Source organism: Cryobacterium levicorallinum (assembly GCF_004402405.1).
Lineage (GTDB): Bacteria > Actinomycetota > Actinomycetes > Actinomycetales > Microbacteriaceae > Cryobacterium > Cryobacterium levicorallinum.
Genome location: NZ_SOFE01000025.1, coordinates 1 through 15,484, shown reverse-complemented (window position 1 = coordinate 15,484; position 15,484 = coordinate 1). Strand labels below are relative to the sequence as shown.

The following is a 15,484-nucleotide window of genomic DNA, read 5'->3' as shown; positions in this document are numbered from 1 at the left end:
GATTCTCGGTCCGCTAAGCGGAACTGGTTATGAAGCAAAGGAGCATCATGAAAAAACACACATTGGTTGTAGTGGCCGTAGCGGTCGCACTGGGCATGTCGGGTTGCAGCGGGACCAGCAATGTGGCAGCTAGTGGGGACAGCGTGGACAGCGTAACCATCGGTTCCATCCACCCGCTCAGTGGCTCGCTCTCCGGTGTCGGTGGCTTGATGAATGCGGGCGCCAAGATGGCTGTCGCCGACATCAACGAGGCCGGCGGCATTGGAAGCCTTGGCGGCGCGACCCTCGTTCTCAACGAGGGTGACAGTCAGGGTAAGGCCGAAATCGGCCAGAGCGAAGCGCAGCGGCTGATCAGTGAGGGCGCGGTGGCCCTGATTGGTACCTACCAGTCAGACGTTACGCAAAACGTGGCCTCCGTCGCGGAACGTGCCAAGGTGCCGCTGGTCATCGACGTTGCCGTCGACGATAAGATTCTCGAGCAGGGGTACTCGTACAGCTTCCGCATCCAGCCGGATGCCACGAGCATGGGAGCCTCCGGTGCGCGTTCGCTCATCGCGATGGGCGAGGCTACCGGCACGGAGATTGACACGGTCGCCTACATCCACATCGAGGGAGCCTTTGGCGGCAGCGTATTCGAGGCTTTCAAGACCGAGGCTGAAGCTACTGGAATTACAGTTGCCGACGAGATCACCTACTCCGGCGCAAACTTCTCGGACGCGACTACGCAGGTCACCCAGGCCCTCGCCAGCGACCCTGACGTCATCGTGGTCACCGGCTACTTTCCTGACAACCTGCTCATAGCCGAGGCAGTGAACGCGCTGAAGCCCGACATCAAGGCGGTATTCGGCATCGCCAGCGGCGCCTACGACGACAACTCGTTCCCGGCAGCGGCGGGCGAAGCAGCCAGCAACATTCTGAGTGCCAACTACCACTACAGCGCGACGAGCGATCGTGCCGCTGACATTCGCACCCGCTTCGAAGCCGCCAACGGTGAGTCAATGGAGACGGCGTCGATGCTGTCGTACCAGGCCGTAGAGGTCATCGCGGCAGCCCTCGAAGAGAGCGGTTCAGTTGATCCAGAGGTGCTGCGCGACGCCATCTCGTCTCTGAGCCTGACCGACCCGCTGCTGGAATTCAACGGGCCGATCGAGTTCGACGAGAACGGTCAGAACATCAATGCCACGGTCGTGGTCATGCAGGTTCAAGACGGTGCCGTAGAGCAGGTCTTCCCGACCGAAATCGCAACGAAGGAAGCAATCCTTCCTGCGTTCAGCCGGTAGCCGCCATGAGCGTAGACGTCTCCATACCGGTCGAAACACCGACCAGGAGTGTGAACTTGTTGACGACCGAGCGTGGCCGAATTGTGTTGGGCCTGTTCGCCATCACTGTGCTCGGAATCGCTGCGGTGTACCTTTTCGGCGGCAAGGACAGCAATCTGGTCACTCAAACGGTTGTAACGGGCCTGCTGCTCGGTGGCGTCTACGTTTTGGTTTCACTCGGTCTCACCCTCATTTTCGGGGTGTTGGGCATTGTCAACTTCGCCCAGGGCGCCATGCTGGCCATGGCCATGTACCTGGTCTATTTCATGGTGTCGTCCGCGGGTATCAATCCTTATCTGGCCGTGGTCCTGAGCGCGCCCATAATGTTCGGCTTTGGCTGGCTCGTGCAGTCGACCCTCATGAATAGGCTCATAACGGATGTCGGTCACTCACGACCGCTTCTCGTAACCCTTGGCCTGTCTCTTTTGATCTCGAACACGTTGCTGATGATCTTCGGCGGCCGCCCGTTGAACGTGCCTTCTCCCTACGCGGGTTCCGTACAGATTCTCGGTGCGATCGCCGATGTTCCCCGCATCATCGCCTTCGTCGGAGCGGTAATCGTCGCGGGCGGGCTCATCGTGATTCTGCGCAAGAGCCCAGTCGGTCTCGCCATTCGTGCCGTCGCGGCGAACGGAACGGGCGCGTCGCTCGTAGGGGTAAACGTGAAGCGTATCTACGCGATGACCTTCGGTCTTGGCGCGGCATCCGTTGGTGTTGCCGGGGGACTGCTGGCCCCGTTCACCAGCCTCGTGCCGTCGGCGGGCGACCAATTCACCACGCTGGCCTTCGTAATCGTGGTCCTGGGTGGGTTGGGCAGCGTGCCTGGCGCGCTCGTGGGCGGCATTTTCATTGGGCTGCTGCAGACGGTCGGCTCGTTGTTCCTACCGGGAAGCGGACCGCTCCTGTTGGTGTTCGGCATGTTCGTGCTGGTGCTATTTCTTCGTCCTCAAGGACTGTTTGGAGCTAACAAGTGACTGCGTTAGGAGTTGCCGCGCCAGAGCGACTGGCCGACCTGAAACGACGCCTTCCCACCGGCGCTCGGTTACATTTTTCGGTACTGGCACTCGTGCTGGTCGTGATGGCTTTCTTACCCCTCGTCGTGCCGGAATCTGCCCTTCCCGTGGCGATTCGTACCCTAATCTTCGCCATCATGGCCGTCGGCTGGAACCTGATGAGTGGGTACGGCGGCATGTTCAGCTTCGGCCACGCCGCATTCTTCGGAGTGGGCGCGTACACCAACGCCTATCTGCTCACCGCCTTCGGCGTCTCTCCCTGGATCGGCATGATCGTGGGTGCTGGTCTTTCGGCGGGTGTGGGCGTTCTCATCGCTTACTTGTGTTTGAAGTACAAGCTGGCCGGCTCGTACTTCGCGCTGGCGACGTTCGCCTTTGCTCAAATGTTCTTGCTCGTCACGCTCAACATGGAGTTTCTCAACAAGAGCGAGGGCATCAACATTCCGCTGCTGCCCGAGGAGTCGTGGTCCATGCTGCAGTTTGACCAGGGCAGTCTGTACTACTACTGGATTCCGCTCGTTCTATTGGGCGTCGCGGTGGCCGTCTCTATCTCGTTCGTTTATTCGCGACCGGGCCAGTTTGCCCAAGCCATTCGCGACGACCCGACGGCGGCGGAGTCGCTCGGTATCAAGGTAATGAAGTATCGCTTGATTCCGGTGGCATTGAGCTGCGCGGTGACCGCCGTCGCCGGTGCCTTCTACACCCAGTACTACCTCTTCATTGGGCCGGATCAGGCGTTTGGACTGCACGTATCAACCGACGCGATTATCCCCGCTGTCATCGGCGGCATCGGAACGATCTGGGGACCGCTTATCGGCGCCGCCGTGATCGGTCCGCTCTCCGCCGTCGTGGCCGGATTCCTGCGGGACCCGCCGCCATTCTTGGAGTTTCTGTACGGTACGAGCGGTCTCGACATCGCCATCTACGCCATCCTGCTCATCCTGATCGTGGTGTTCCTCCCCAAGGGCATATACGGCACAATCCGTGAAAGAAGGCGCAAATGAGTCTTCTCGTTCTTGACGGGCTCTCCAAGTCGTTCGGCGGCTTGGCCGCCCTCGGCAATGTGAACCTCGAAATCGCCGATCGTGAGTATCTCGGCATCATTGGCCCCAATGGTGCCGGCAAGACCACGCTGCTGTCGGTGTTGGCCGGCCAATTGCGCCCGACCTCAGGCAAGATCGTGTTTGATGGGCAGGACATCACCGGCTGGTCGGCCGATCGAGTGGCCTCGGTCGGACTCGTGCGCACCTTTCAATTGATGCGGCCTTTCGAAAGCATGACGGTGCTGGAAAACGTGGCGATCGCCTCGCACAACAAGATTCGGTCCATTCCAAAAGCGCGCGACCACGCCGCCGACGTGATCGACCGCGTCGGACTCGGGACCTATAAAGATGCGATGTCGGGTACTTTGCCGACCGCGGGTCTCAAGCGCCTTGAACTCGCCCGGGCGCTCGCCCTCGAACCGCGCGTGCTCTTGCTCGACGAGGTTCTGGCCGGTCTGGTGCCGACGGAACGGGCACCAATCATCGACCTGCTTCGCGAGATTCACCAGGACGGCGTCACAGTGTTGTTCGTGGAGCACATCATGGCCGCCGTGCTGGCTTTGTCGGAGCGACTTCTGGTGATGCACGAAGGCCAACAGCTGGCACTGGGTGTTCCGGCAGACGTTATCCAGGATGCAGCGGTCGTGGATGCCTATCTGGGAGAGGACTACTGATGCTGCTCGAGGTCAAGAATGTTCGTGCAGGCTATAGAAAACTGGAGATTCTCCACGAGCTGTCGCTGCACGTCGGCAGCGGCGAGATCGTATCACTGATCGGCGCCAACGGAGCCGGCAAGACGACCACCTTGCGCTCGCTGGCCGGTCTCATCCACCCCAGTAGCGGGGAAATTCTGTTCGAGGGTGTTCCCCTGCAGAGCGCCCGACCGGATCAGATCGTGCGGGCCGGTCTCGTGCACGTCGCCCAGGACCGGGCGCTGTTCGGTGGGCTTCAGGTCATCGAAAACCTGGTGATGGGTGCGTATACGCAGCCGAAATCGTCGGTTCGTGCATCCCTCGAGCGTGTCTTCGACTTGTTTCCCATTCTGCAATCCCGGCGAACCCAGCGTGCCGAGACCATGTCAGGCGGGCAGCAACAGATGTTGGCCATCGGTCGTGCGCTCATGGCGCAGCCCAAATGTCTCACGCTCGATGAACCGTCGATCGGACTTGCGCCCAACTTGGTCGCTCAGGTCTTCGCGGCGATCCAGAAGATTCGCGACGATGGCGCGACCGTGCTGATCGTGGAGCAGAACGCATCACAGGCGTTGGCGATCTCCGATCGTGCCTATGTGCTCGAGAGCGGTTCTGTCGTGCTTGAGGGCACCGGGCAAGAGCTTGCCGACAGCGCCGAGGTTCGCAAAGCCTATCTCGGTATGTAAGGGGCACGGCATGGAATTTCTCGTTCATATTGACATAGCCTGGCCGGCCGACGGTGACGCGGCCCGCAAGGAAGCAATCTTTCAGCGGGAGCTTGAACAGGGCCAGGTTCTTGCCCGCGCCGGGAAACTCAGGCGAATATGGCGCATTCCTGGGCGCTGGGCCAACTGGAGTCTCTACGAGGTGGCCGATGCCACCGAACTTCATGAAGCCCTATCCTCGCTGCCGCTGTATCCCTGGATGTCGATCACCGCGCATCCACTCGCCCTCCACCCGAACGATCCCCGTGTCCTCGGGATCGTTCCCCAACTTCAGAGCTGAGGTCGTTTTGCAGTTACTTGCCATCACTCCGATTGCCGTGAGCGTGGAAGAAATCGCCCGGCGCCAGCATCGCTACGACCGGCTCGTGCCGGCGGGCGTGCGTGTGCTCGTGGAAAACTTGGGTGACGGTTCCGAAGCACCCCGATCACTCGAGACGCACGACGACATCGTGGCGTCGGAGCAATGTCTCATTGCGCGCTATCGCGCCGTCGACGGTACGGGCTGGAGCGGCTTCCTGCCGGATTGCGTTCTCGACCCGGTAGTCGACAGCCCGCCCGGCCTGTTTGCCCGGCCGGTCTACGGCATTCTCAAACTCACGACTACTTTTTTCCTCGGCCAGGGCCTCACTGTGGGTGCCGTCGCTCGCAACGATACGATTGCGCGGGAGCTGGATCGCCAGCTCGCGCTCTACGGCGGCGGCGACAGCAGCACTTTTGTACTCGAACTTTCGGTCGACGACATCTCCGACGAAGCCCGGTGGGCGAGAGCCACGCGAGACCTCCTGGCCACCGCCACTGACGATGCGGTCATCAACGGATGCTCCGCGGTAGACGTGCAGGCCGGAGAGACCCGACTCATCGACCCCACGGCCCTCGCGCTGCAACTACTCGGCGTAAGGGCCAACCTACAGCTGCCGCCGCGGGCGGCAGCGTGAGCACCACCGACCGCACTGCGTTGACCGGGGCCGTCAACCAGCTGGCCGAATTCGCGGCCGCGCTCACGTTCGAGAGCCTGCCCGAGAGCGTGCGCGAACGGGTGCTCCTGCTGCTCACTGACTTGTGGGGCGTCACCGTGGCCGGTGCCCGCACCCCTGAACTGACGCGGCTGTTCGCCGAGTGGGACGCCGAGCCTGGCCGTGCCCCCATCCTCGGAACGAGCGACACTACGACCGCTGAGGAGGCCGCTTTTCTGAACGCCGTCTCGGCCTGCGTGCTTGAGCTCGACGAAGGTAACAAGCATTCGCAGGGCCACCCGGCGGCGCACATCGTCTTCGCCGCCATGGCCGCAGTGCAACGCTCCCGCCAGGCAGTGACTGGGGCGGAGTTCCTGGTGGCTGTGGTCGCGGGGTACGAGGTAGCCGCACGGTGTGGCCGGGCCCTGGATCGACATCCGCTGTGGCACCCACACGGACACTGGGGTGCAGTGGGAGCGGCGTGCGCCGCGGCACTGGTTGCCGGGCAACCGGCCGAGCGCATCGCGGCGGCGATGGATGCCTCGGGTGGGCTTATGACGGTGACGCCGTGGTCCATGGCGCTCGAGGGCAACTTCACCCGAAACCTGTGGGCCGCCAACGCCGGCACAGCGGGGTTGCACGCCGCGCGGCTGGCCGGGTCAGGACTGGTCGCCAACACCGGTGCCCTGGCAAGCAGCCTGGGCACCATCATCGGCACCCTCGACGCCGCAGCCCTGGTCGACGACCTCGGTGAGCGCTGGTTTATCACCGAGGGCTACGTAAAGTCGCACTCAAGCTGCGCTTTCACGCACGGCGCGATCGACATCATCCAGGCGCTCAAGGCGCGGCGCGCCTTCGCCCTGGCCGATGTGGCCGATGTGCTCGTGACCACCACAGCCCTGGCACGGCCTCTGTTCGACGGCGCCGCCCACAACCGACTATCGGCCATGTTCTCCTTCCCCTTCGTTGTGGCGGCCGCCCTGCTCAATGAACGCGTCGACCCGCAGGCAATGAACCCGGCGCTGCCGGCCTTCGCCCAAGCGCAGGCGCTCAGCACTCGGGTGCGCATGGCCGCGTCGGACGATTTCGACCGGCTGCTGCCCGACGCTCGCTGGGTACGGGTCGATATCACCCTCACCGACGGAACGGTGCTCACCGACGCATCGCCAAACGCCATCGGGGATGCCGACAATTCTCCGCTCGGTGCGCAGCAGATCACCGCCAAGCTCGAAGTTCTAATCGGGCGTGGCGACACCGCACACGTTACCGACCTGGTCGGCACCCTCGCCACCAGCGCCGACGCTGCGGCGACCCTCACCGCGCTCTCGCCCACGATTCAAGGAGCCGCACTATGACCGACAATCCCGACGAAGATACTGTTGACCTCGTCGTAGCTGGGGGAGGGGGCGGCCTGGTCGCCGCCATCCGGGCGGCGCAGCACGGTCTCTCCGTGCTCGTCATCGATGCCAGCGAGCACTTTCTCAGCGCGAACAACACGGCAATGTCCACTGCGATGATCCCCGGGGCGGGCTCGCGCTGGCAGTCCGAGGCCGGCATCGCGGATTCCGCCGACACGTTCTACGCCGACATCGTGGCCAAGACCAAGGGGCAGGCCGACGAGAATCTCGCGCGGGCCCTCGCCGAGGTGAGCGGCCCCCTCGTGGAATGGCTTGCCGACGAGGTGGGCCTGCCCATGTCTCTCGTGACCGATTTTCCCTACCCGGGGCACTCTCAGCTGCGCTGCCATACCGTGCCCGGCCGCGCCGGCGCCGTGTTGCTCAAGCACCTGGCCGAAGCGGCGCAGAGCTCACCACGCATCGATTTCTTCGTGCCGGCCCGGCTTATCGATGTGATCATGACCGACGGCACCGTGTCGGCGGTGGTCGTCGACACACCTGCGGGGCTCGAGACGATCCACACCCGGGCCGTGCTGCTCGCCACCAACGGGTTCGGCGCTGACGCCGAGCTCGTGGGCCGGTACCTGCCGGAGATCGCCGGCGCCGTTTACTACGGCAGTGACGAGTCCACCGGAACGGCGCTTCAAATCGGCGCCCGGCTCGGCGCCGCGACGGCCTATCTCGACGCCTACCAGGGACACGCCGCCCTCGCGATGCCCTCGGCCACCCTCGCCGGCTGGGCCACGGTCATGCACGGCGGGTTTCTCGTGAACGAGGCGGGTGCACGGTTCGGCAACGAGACCAGCGGCTATTCCGAGTACGCGCAGGAGTCGCTCCGGCATGCGAACGGCCGGGCGTGGATCATTCTCGACCGGCGTATTCACGAGGCGTGCCTGTCGTTTCAGGACTACCAGGACACCGTCAATCTCAACGGGATCCGCTGGGCCACCGCCGCGGCCGAGCTAGCCGAACTCGTGAATATCGACTCCGCGGGTCTCACCCAAACCCTCGCCGAGACTCGCGAGTACGCAGCGGCGCGGGCAGCGGATGCCTTCGGTCGCACCCTTTGGGAAGCGCCACTGAATGGCGAACTCGCCGCCATCTTCGTGCAGCCCGCCCTGTTCCACACCCAGGGTGGCCTGCGAGTGGACGGTCAAGGCCGGGTACTGCGCGACACGGGTGACGCGATCACCGGACTCTACGCATCCGGTGGCGCTGCAATGGGCATCTCTGGTCACGGCGCCGCCGGCTATCTCGCCGGCAACGGGCTGCTTCCTGCACTCGGCCTGGCCTATCTGGCCGCCGAACACCTGCACGCCAACGCTGGAAATGTGTCATGAAAATTGTTGTACTGATTAAACACGTGCCCGACACTTGGAATGAGCGCACGCTCGATCTGAACACCGGATGGATTGACCGCACTGGCGCGGCTGTGATCGACGAGATCAATGAACGTGCCCTCGAGGTAGCGCTCGCGTACCAGGATTCGCACGACGCCGAAGTTGTGGTGCTCACCATGGGACCAGAGCAAGCCAAAGACTCGCTGCGCAAGGCGCTCGCTATGGGCGCCGATTCTGCCGTGCACGTGCTCGACCCCTTGCTGGCTGGGGCTGATCTGGTGCGCACCGCCACAGTGCTGGCCGCAGCGCTGCGTCAGACAGGTTTCGGCCTGGTGATCGCCGGCAACGAATCGACGGATGGTCGTGGAGGCGTCATTGCCTCAATGGTGGCCGAGCTACTCGGCGTGTCACAGGCCACAAATCTAAATTCGGTCGTGATCGGAGTCGACGCATTGCGTGGGGAGCGCGCCACTGAGGCTGGCACCCTCACTGTGAGCAGCGTTCTGCCGGCGGTCATCTCGATAACCGAGCTGTCAGCCACACCTCGGTTCGCCACTTTTCGAAACATCATGCGCGCCAAGAAGAAGCCCGTCGTGGTGATGACCCTCGCAGACCTGGCAGTCGACACTGCTCCCCGAGCGGATGCCATCACTCTCGCTGCCCAACGCACCCCCGCACGCGCCGCCGGGATAAAGATCGTCGACGCCGGCGACGCCGGAACCGAGCTGGCCGGCTTTCTCGCTGGCAAACGCCTCATCTAACGCTGCCGGCTGCTCATCTCACTTGTAAGGAGACTCACGTGTCACACATCATCACCCTCATCGACATCACACCCGCTGGCGAGATCGCTAACACTGCTGCCCAGCTCCTGAGTGCAGCGGCGCGGCTCGGAACCCCTGTGGCTGTCGCCGCAGTGCGTGCCGAGATCACGAATAACCGGCAACTGGTCGCACGCATCAGCGAGCACCTCGGGACGCTCGGAGCCGAGCAGGTCTACCTGGTTGCGAGCGAGCACGTCGGCGTGATCATGCATTGGCCGCAACTTGAGGCACTGGCTACTGCCGCCACCACGCTCGCCGCCTCCGGTGTTCTGCTGTGCAATTCCATCGAGGGTAGAGAGATCGCCGGTCGCCTGGCGGTGCGCCTCGGCGGCACACTCCTCGTGGATGCCCTCGACGTACGACAGGACAACGATCGAATAGTAGCGACGCACTCCATCTTCGGCGGCTCCTATCTGGTCGACGCGGCGGTCACCGGGAAGCCGGCTATAGTGACCCTGCGGCAGAGTACGGCCGACGAGACTCCTGTAGTTCAGCATCCGGTCGCGACAATCAACATTTTGGATACGGATGTGGCCGGAGCCCACTCTGCCGTGATCGAGGCATTTCATGCCGTTGAGGCCGGATCCGACCGCCCCGACCTGCGTGGCGCACGCGCAGTGGTGTCAGGGGGCCGCGGCATGCAATCCCGTGAACAGTTCGCACTCGTAGAACAGTTGGCCGCAGCGCTCGGGGCGGCGGTCGGGGCATCTCGCGCGGCAGTCGACGCCGGCTTCGCCGAGCAAACTACCCAAGTGGGCCAGACCGGCGTGACTGTGTCGCCCGAGCTCTACGTAGCTCTGGGCATCTCAGGTGCTATCCAGCACCGCGCCGGCATGCAGACAGCGAGCACCATCGTGGCCATCAACACGGATGCCAACGCCCCCATTTTTGACATCGCCGACTTCGGTATCGTCGGCGATGTTTTCGCTGTGGTGCCGCAACTTATCGCGGCCATCGCCGCCCGCGACAGCGCCGCATGACACGACCGTCGAAAACTCTCATCCGATTGCTCTGGGCGATACCCCTCGCCCTCGCAATACTGCTGGCTTTGGTTCTGGCTGCCCGGGCTCTGCGGGAGACCGCGGCCGGCCAGAACTTTCTCGCGGCCTATCCTGGGACCGCTACGTTACCGGAGACCGCGCCGGTCGGCATCCCCGCTTGGCTCGCCTGGCAGCACGGCCTGAACGTATTTTTTCTGCTGTTCATCGTGCGATCCGGTTGGCAAGTGCGCACCTCCACCCGCCCAGCAGCGTACTGGCAGCGCAACAATACAGGGCGCATTCGCACCAAGCGAGCGCCGACCCGCATCAGCCTCAACCTCTGGGCGCACCTCACATCGGACACGTTGTGGGTCATCAACGGTGTCGTTTTCTATGTGCTGCTGTTCGTGACGGGGCAGTGGGTGCGCATCGTTCCGCTTGATTATGAAATCATTCCGAACGCATTGTCGGCGGCGCTGCAATACCTGTCATTGAACTGGCCGGTCGAAGACGGCTGGGTCAACTACAACGCACTTCAGACGCTCAGCTATTTTGCGGTCGTGTTCATCGCCGCTCCTCTGGCGCTGATCACGGGGCTGCGCATGTCACCCGCCGGCATCTCATCCCGATTCAGCAAGCTCGTGCCGATCACGGTGGCGCGCGCAATTCACTTTCCGGTCATGATCTTTTTTGTGGCGTTCACGGCGGTGCACGTGACCCTTGTGCTGGCGACCGGGGCGCTGCGAAATCTCAACCATATGTACGCCGCTCGCAGTGACGACAGCTGGGTAGGGTTTTGGATTTTCGCAGCGTCGCTTGTTCTCATGATCATTGTGTGGGTGGTATCAAGGCCGTTGGTGCTGCGGTCTATTGCCTCGCTGACCGGCTCGGTGTCCCGCTAGTTATAGATGATCAGGGCCGTCATTAAAAGTTTAGATTCTGAGTGTTGACTCGTTAGTCCAGCCAAGGAAAGGCAATAGAAATGTTGCTCAAGTCACGTAAGTCAAGTTTGTCATGGGAGTCGCGAGCCGCTCCAACTGTATCCAGACCAGAGTTTTCGTCCAGTGACGGCGTTGGAACGATGCACCATTCCGTTCCTCCAGCTGCTCGCCGTGGGGTTCGATAAACGCATGATCGGCACTGCGGGCTGGTACCCGGATCCCAGCAATTCAAATCGTTCAGTCTCTTTCAATGGCAGCTATCCAGAAGTAACCCGCCAGCCAGCCGAGCGCCAAGGCGTTAAGGTCACCTTTGCATTTCGTCTGTGGTCATTGCTGAAATGTCATTGATGCCGGGCTGACATGCTGGCACCAGCGGTTGCCGTGTTTTTCGCAGCAGTCGGGTACCTCGACGCGTCCCACGGACCGCGGATCCGCGAGCTGAATCGGCTCTGGCGGTCGGAACACCTGGACCGGGCCCGGGAGCTCAATCGTGATTCGATGCGTCGGGCCGCGGTTCGGCGTCAACGCGAGGCGGCGGTGCGGGCGCGGGGGAGGGAGCGGGCGGAGCGCTGGCGGGTGGAGCATCCGGAGCGCCGGCGTGAGTCTCAGCAGCGGTGGGTGGCGGAGAATCGCGAGAAGGTACGCGAGTACTACAACTGCTACTACGAGGCTCATCGTGACGAGGTGAATGCCCGGGCTGCGGCCAAGCGGGATGCGGACCCGGAGCGTACGAAGCAGATCACGCGGCAGTGGGCTGAGCGCAACAAGGAGCGTCGGGCCGAGTTGCAGCGCAATCGGCGCAGCGATCCGGAGATATACCAGTCCGAGCTGGAGGCCAACGCTGCCGCGCGGCGGCTGAAGCGCAGCCTGAGCCGGGCCGGCCTCCCACCGAAGCGTATTCACGTAGCGACCGCGGCTGAGCGCCGGATCAACGAGCGCGAGGCCGACGCGTATTTCCATGACCCGTCGCGGCCCGACCACCTGCGGCAATTCACGGTGTTCGCTGAATCGCTGACCGAGCACATGCTCAAGAACGGTGCGCGAATGCGCGAGTTCGCCGAGGCCTACGTGTCATCGCGTGCACGCGTCGGGCTACCGCCGGTGTCGGTGGAGGACGTCGTGTACGCCCGCACCGTGGAGATAGTCGCAGAGCGGATGCGCCGGGTCGACCTCCTGACCGGCCGCGACGTCGCCGCGGCCGTGCGAAGCACGAAGGCTGAGGTTCGGCGGGTGGGGCGGCAGCGGCAGTTTGGCAATCTAGTTAAGACAGTCGTTAGAAATGCGAACCGCAATAGGGAGCGGTATTCGTCCGACTCGAAATTTGAGAATAGAGCAAGGGTGAACCGCGGAATGGCGCCAGTTGCTCTCGAATCGCTGATCGTGGAATTCGCCTTGCAGAACGTCTTTCAGAGTGTGCCTAGGAATATGCTCACTGCCGATGACGCGCGAAACGCTGCCCGCATCGCGAAGCAGTACTTTGCCGGGTCCTTCGAGACGCCAGATGCACTGGGCGACGATCCTATCGACCGCCAATTGCTCGGATAGGCGATTTGGGCAGTGGCTCCCGCTGTTACATGAAAGAAGCGGCAGGAAAGACCCTTTATCTTGACCTCCGGACTTAAGTACGGCTTTGATCAAGTATTTTATTCGTGGACAGTGTCTTCGACGGTGTGACTGGTTATTGGTGGGAATGCGGCGGCGCGGCGAATTCGCTCCTTGAATGAGACGGTAGGCGACGAAGCGAAGACCTCTAAGCCTGGATGCACCGGTCCGGAGATGAGACATCCAATCGCATATCAGCACTTGGCGGATGCGTGGTTGGGAAGCGTGGCGGAGAAAACGCGGGTTCGAGAGAAACCCTTGACACCATCCAGTTGATGGGTAAACATGTTGTCATGACAACAAGGATGGACCGACGCAGTCCCGCTCCCCTTTATGTCCAGCTGGAGCAGGCGCTTTTGTCGTATATCCATGAGCGGAAACTGGCGCCCGGGGATAAATTGCCCACTGAGGCGGAGATAGCTCAGACCTATGAGGTTTCGCGCCAAACGATTCGCCAAGCACTGTCACGGCTAGTGGCTGACGGTCAAGTTGAGCGGATTCAGGGAGTTGGGTCTTTCGTCGGTAAGCCCCGTCCAAGTCATCAGTCATTACTCACGTCATTCACTCAAAACATGAGATCGCAAGGCTATGACCCTAAGAGGCGGCTCTTGGATTCCGCAATTGTCGATAGTCCATCGGTCATTCAGTCGGTAATCGGATTGAACGGTTCGTGTCAGTTTGTGCGGCGGTTGTTGCTCGCTGATGGCAACCCGATTGGTTTAGCTGAAACATGGCTACCTGTTGAAGTGCTCGTTGGGAGGCTCGATCTGTTCAACGCCGAGGTTCTCGAAGCGAACTCTCTTTATGAACTGCTGCAGGGTCCCGAGATCGGGCTCCAGTTGGATCGCGGAGTCGAAACTGTGCGGGCCGGAGCGGCGAGCGATGAAGAAGCGCATCATCTGATGTGTCTTCCCAACAGCCCTACTCTCATTGTTCGACGTGTTAGTTACACGCCGTCGAACCGACCGGTTGAATGGACTGTCATGACGTTTCCGGCGGATCGGTACGAGTACCGCGTCGAGCTTTCTCATTCACCGAGCTAGCATCCAAATTTTATTCGTTCAACCAACTAACTAACTAACACCCAAGCTCGCGGCAGTCGCCAGGGGCAATAGGCATCACTCAAAGGAGAGTTCATGTTGAAAAAAGTCGGTTTTTCAGTTGCGGCCGTCGCCTTGGTATTGGCTTCGACCGGGTGCCAGGCCTCAAGTATCGCCAGCAATAGCGGATCAACAGACGGTGGGGGCCAAAAATACGAGAGTTTGCCCTACACGGATATTCTGCCCGTGGATGAAGGTGCCATTGGCGGTGCCGACTCAGATGTGATCACTATCGGTTTTTCTCAAACATGTTTTAACCATCCGTGGCGGACTGCCATGATTGAAAGCGCGGAAGCTGAGGTCGCACGGCACCCTGGAGTTGAGCTTGTCGTGACTGACGGTAATTGCGATGTGGCAGACCAAGCGAATGATGTGTCCGATCTGATGTCGCGTGGAGTGGACGCTATCATTCTCAGCCCGGTGGAATCGGCCGGACTTGCACCTGCTGCTAAGCGCGTAATGGACGCCGGAATTCCGTTGATTGTGCTGGACCGTGATGTGCCTGCGGAGAAAACCGTGTTTGTCGGTCAATCGAACGTGGAGATGGCCTATGACACTGCGATGGCAATGATCGATGACCTGGGCGGTCAGGGCAAAATTCTAGAGATTACAGGCCTGTCTGGGTCCTCCGCTGCTACCGACCGCAGTGCCGGTCTGCGTCAGGCGCTGGAAGAATACCCCGGTATCGAAATCCTTGCGGTAGGCGACGGGGAGTGGGTTCGGGAACCTGCCGTCGGAGTGATGGATGACTGGCTCACGAAATACGACCAAATTGATGCTGTCTTCTCGCACGCTGAAGAGTCTTCATGGGGAGCTCAGCAGGCAATAGCCAACGCTGGGCGCTGTGATGACGGCATCAGGCACTATACGCATGACGGTTCAGCCCCAGGTTTTGAGTGGGTCCGCGACGGCGGGTTCCAAGCCGATGGAAACTACAGTCCCTTTATCGGCGATATAGGTGTCCGAGCGGCCATCTTGGCACTTCAGGGCGAGGAGATTACTGGTGCGGAGGCATACGACGAGCCGGGTCTAAAACTGCAGCTCCCGAGCCTGCCGGCAGTAGTCCCGGACAATGCCGATGAATGGATCCCCAATGGCTGGGGTGACTTCGAAACGCCTGTCGACCCATGCGCCTAATTGACAATCGCCGTGGAATTCACGTACATCAGTTACGCCTGACCGGAGAATCCTATGACACACGCGTTAGTTGAGCTACGTGGCATCACCAAACAGTACCCGGGGGTAGTTGCGCTCAAAGGGGTGGACTTTGATCTGCGGGCCGGCGAGGTCCACGCGCTGGCCGGAGAAAACGGTGCAGGCAAGTCCACTCTCATGAAAGTTCTAGGTGGCGGGGTTGTACCGGATGCCGGCGAAATCCGAGTCGGAGATCAGATTGTTCGGTTACGCAGTCCCAAGGATGCGTTGGCGCTCGGTATAAGCGTGGTGCATCAGGTCACGTCCCGTGCAGTGGTGTAATTCCCGGGGTTCGATCGTTGGAATAACAACGTAACGAACCACCGTGCGATGGTCAGTGAGAACCGTTCAAAGTTCCTCACAG

At 61.6% G+C, this 15,484-nt stretch carries 16 protein-coding genes; all 16 read left to right on the top strand.

The features are described from left to right. Window positions 1-47 precede the first annotated feature (47 nt). The gene (locus E3O11_RS15085) at window positions 48-1,280 is read left to right on the top strand and encodes an ABC transporter substrate-binding protein (RefSeq protein WP_198415609.1); all 1,233 of its coding nucleotides are present in this window, start codon (window positions 48-50) and stop codon (window positions 1,278-1,280) included. A gap of 5 nt (window positions 1,281-1,285) precedes the next feature. After that, window positions 1,286-2,293 (top strand): branched-chain amino acid ABC transporter permease, encoded by a 1,008-nt coding sequence (locus E3O11_RS15080; RefSeq protein ID WP_092452719.1) that lies wholly within the window; start codon window positions 1,286-1,288, stop codon window positions 2,291-2,293. Next, window positions 2,290-3,336, top strand: a complete 1,047-nt coding sequence (locus E3O11_RS15075) for a branched-chain amino acid ABC transporter permease (RefSeq protein WP_198415608.1) — start codon at window positions 2,290-2,292, stop codon at window positions 3,334-3,336. Before E3O11_RS15080 ends, E3O11_RS15075 begins: the two co-directional genes overlap by 4 nt. Beyond that, window positions 3,333-4,049 carry an ABC transporter ATP-binding protein gene (locus E3O11_RS15070; RefSeq protein ID WP_092452716.1) on the top strand — a complete coding sequence of 239 codons (717 nt, stop codon included), beginning with the start codon at window positions 3,333-3,335 and terminating at the stop codon, window positions 4,047-4,049. Before E3O11_RS15075 ends, E3O11_RS15070 begins: the two co-directional genes overlap by 4 nt. Continuing rightward, window positions 4,049-4,753, top strand: a complete 705-nt coding sequence (locus E3O11_RS15065; RefSeq protein ID WP_233205658.1) for an ABC transporter ATP-binding protein — start codon at window positions 4,049-4,051, stop codon at window positions 4,751-4,753. Before E3O11_RS15070 ends, E3O11_RS15065 begins: the two co-directional genes overlap by 1 nt. Window positions 4,754-4,763: 10 nt before the next feature. Then, on the top strand, window positions 4,764-5,072 hold the full coding sequence (locus tag E3O11_RS15060) for a muconolactone Delta-isomerase (protein ID WP_092452713.1): 309 nt from the start codon (window positions 4,764-4,766) through the stop codon (window positions 5,070-5,072). Window positions 5,073-5,109: 37 nt separating this feature from the next. After that, complete coding sequence (locus tag E3O11_RS15055) at window positions 5,110-5,727, top strand: hydantoin racemase (RefSeq protein ID WP_139226687.1); 618 nt, start codon at window positions 5,110-5,112, stop codon at window positions 5,725-5,727. After that, window positions 5,724-7,100 (top strand): MmgE/PrpD family protein, encoded by a 1,377-nt coding sequence (locus E3O11_RS15050; protein ID WP_166787601.1) that lies wholly within the window; start codon window positions 5,724-5,726, stop codon window positions 7,098-7,100. Before E3O11_RS15055 ends, E3O11_RS15050 begins: the two co-directional genes overlap by 4 nt. Beyond that, entirely contained in the window at window positions 7,097-8,482 is a 1,386-nt protein-coding gene (locus E3O11_RS15045) for an FAD-dependent oxidoreductase (RefSeq protein ID WP_092452707.1), read from the top strand. Before E3O11_RS15050 ends, E3O11_RS15045 begins: the two co-directional genes overlap by 4 nt. Next, complete coding sequence (locus E3O11_RS15040) at window positions 8,479-9,243, top strand: electron transfer flavoprotein subunit beta/FixA family protein (RefSeq protein WP_092452704.1); 765 nt, start codon at window positions 8,479-8,481, stop codon at window positions 9,241-9,243. Before E3O11_RS15045 ends, E3O11_RS15040 begins: the two co-directional genes overlap by 4 nt. Window positions 9,244-9,281: 38 nt before the next feature. Beyond that, window positions 9,282-10,283 carry an electron transfer flavoprotein subunit alpha/FixB family protein gene (locus tag E3O11_RS15035; protein ID WP_092452701.1) on the top strand — a complete coding sequence of 334 codons (1,002 nt, stop codon included), beginning with the start codon at window positions 9,282-9,284 and terminating at the stop codon, window positions 10,281-10,283. Next, window positions 10,280-11,185, top strand: a complete 906-nt coding sequence (locus E3O11_RS15030) for a cytochrome b/b6 domain-containing protein (protein ID WP_092452698.1) — start codon at window positions 10,280-10,282, stop codon at window positions 11,183-11,185. Before E3O11_RS15035 ends, E3O11_RS15030 begins: the two co-directional genes overlap by 4 nt. Window positions 11,186-11,800: 615 nt before the next feature. Continuing rightward, window positions 11,801-12,769, top strand: coding sequence for a hypothetical protein (locus E3O11_RS15025; protein WP_134495610.1), 969 nt, complete (start codon window positions 11,801-11,803; stop codon window positions 12,767-12,769). Window positions 12,770-12,984: 215 nt separating this feature from the next. After that, complete coding sequence (locus E3O11_RS18605) at window positions 12,985-13,869, top strand: GntR family transcriptional regulator (RefSeq protein WP_092452695.1); 885 nt, start codon at window positions 12,985-12,987, stop codon at window positions 13,867-13,869. Window positions 13,870-13,962: 93 nt separating this feature from the next. Continuing rightward, window positions 13,963-15,063 (top strand): substrate-binding domain-containing protein, encoded by a 1,101-nt coding sequence (locus tag E3O11_RS15015; RefSeq protein WP_092452692.1) that lies wholly within the window; start codon window positions 13,963-13,965, stop codon window positions 15,061-15,063. A gap of 54 nt (window positions 15,064-15,117) precedes the next feature. Then, window positions 15,118-15,402, top strand: a complete 285-nt coding sequence (locus E3O11_RS15010) for an ATP-binding cassette domain-containing protein (RefSeq protein ID WP_092452689.1) — start codon at window positions 15,118-15,120, stop codon at window positions 15,400-15,402. Window positions 15,403-15,484: the final 82 nt, after the last annotated feature.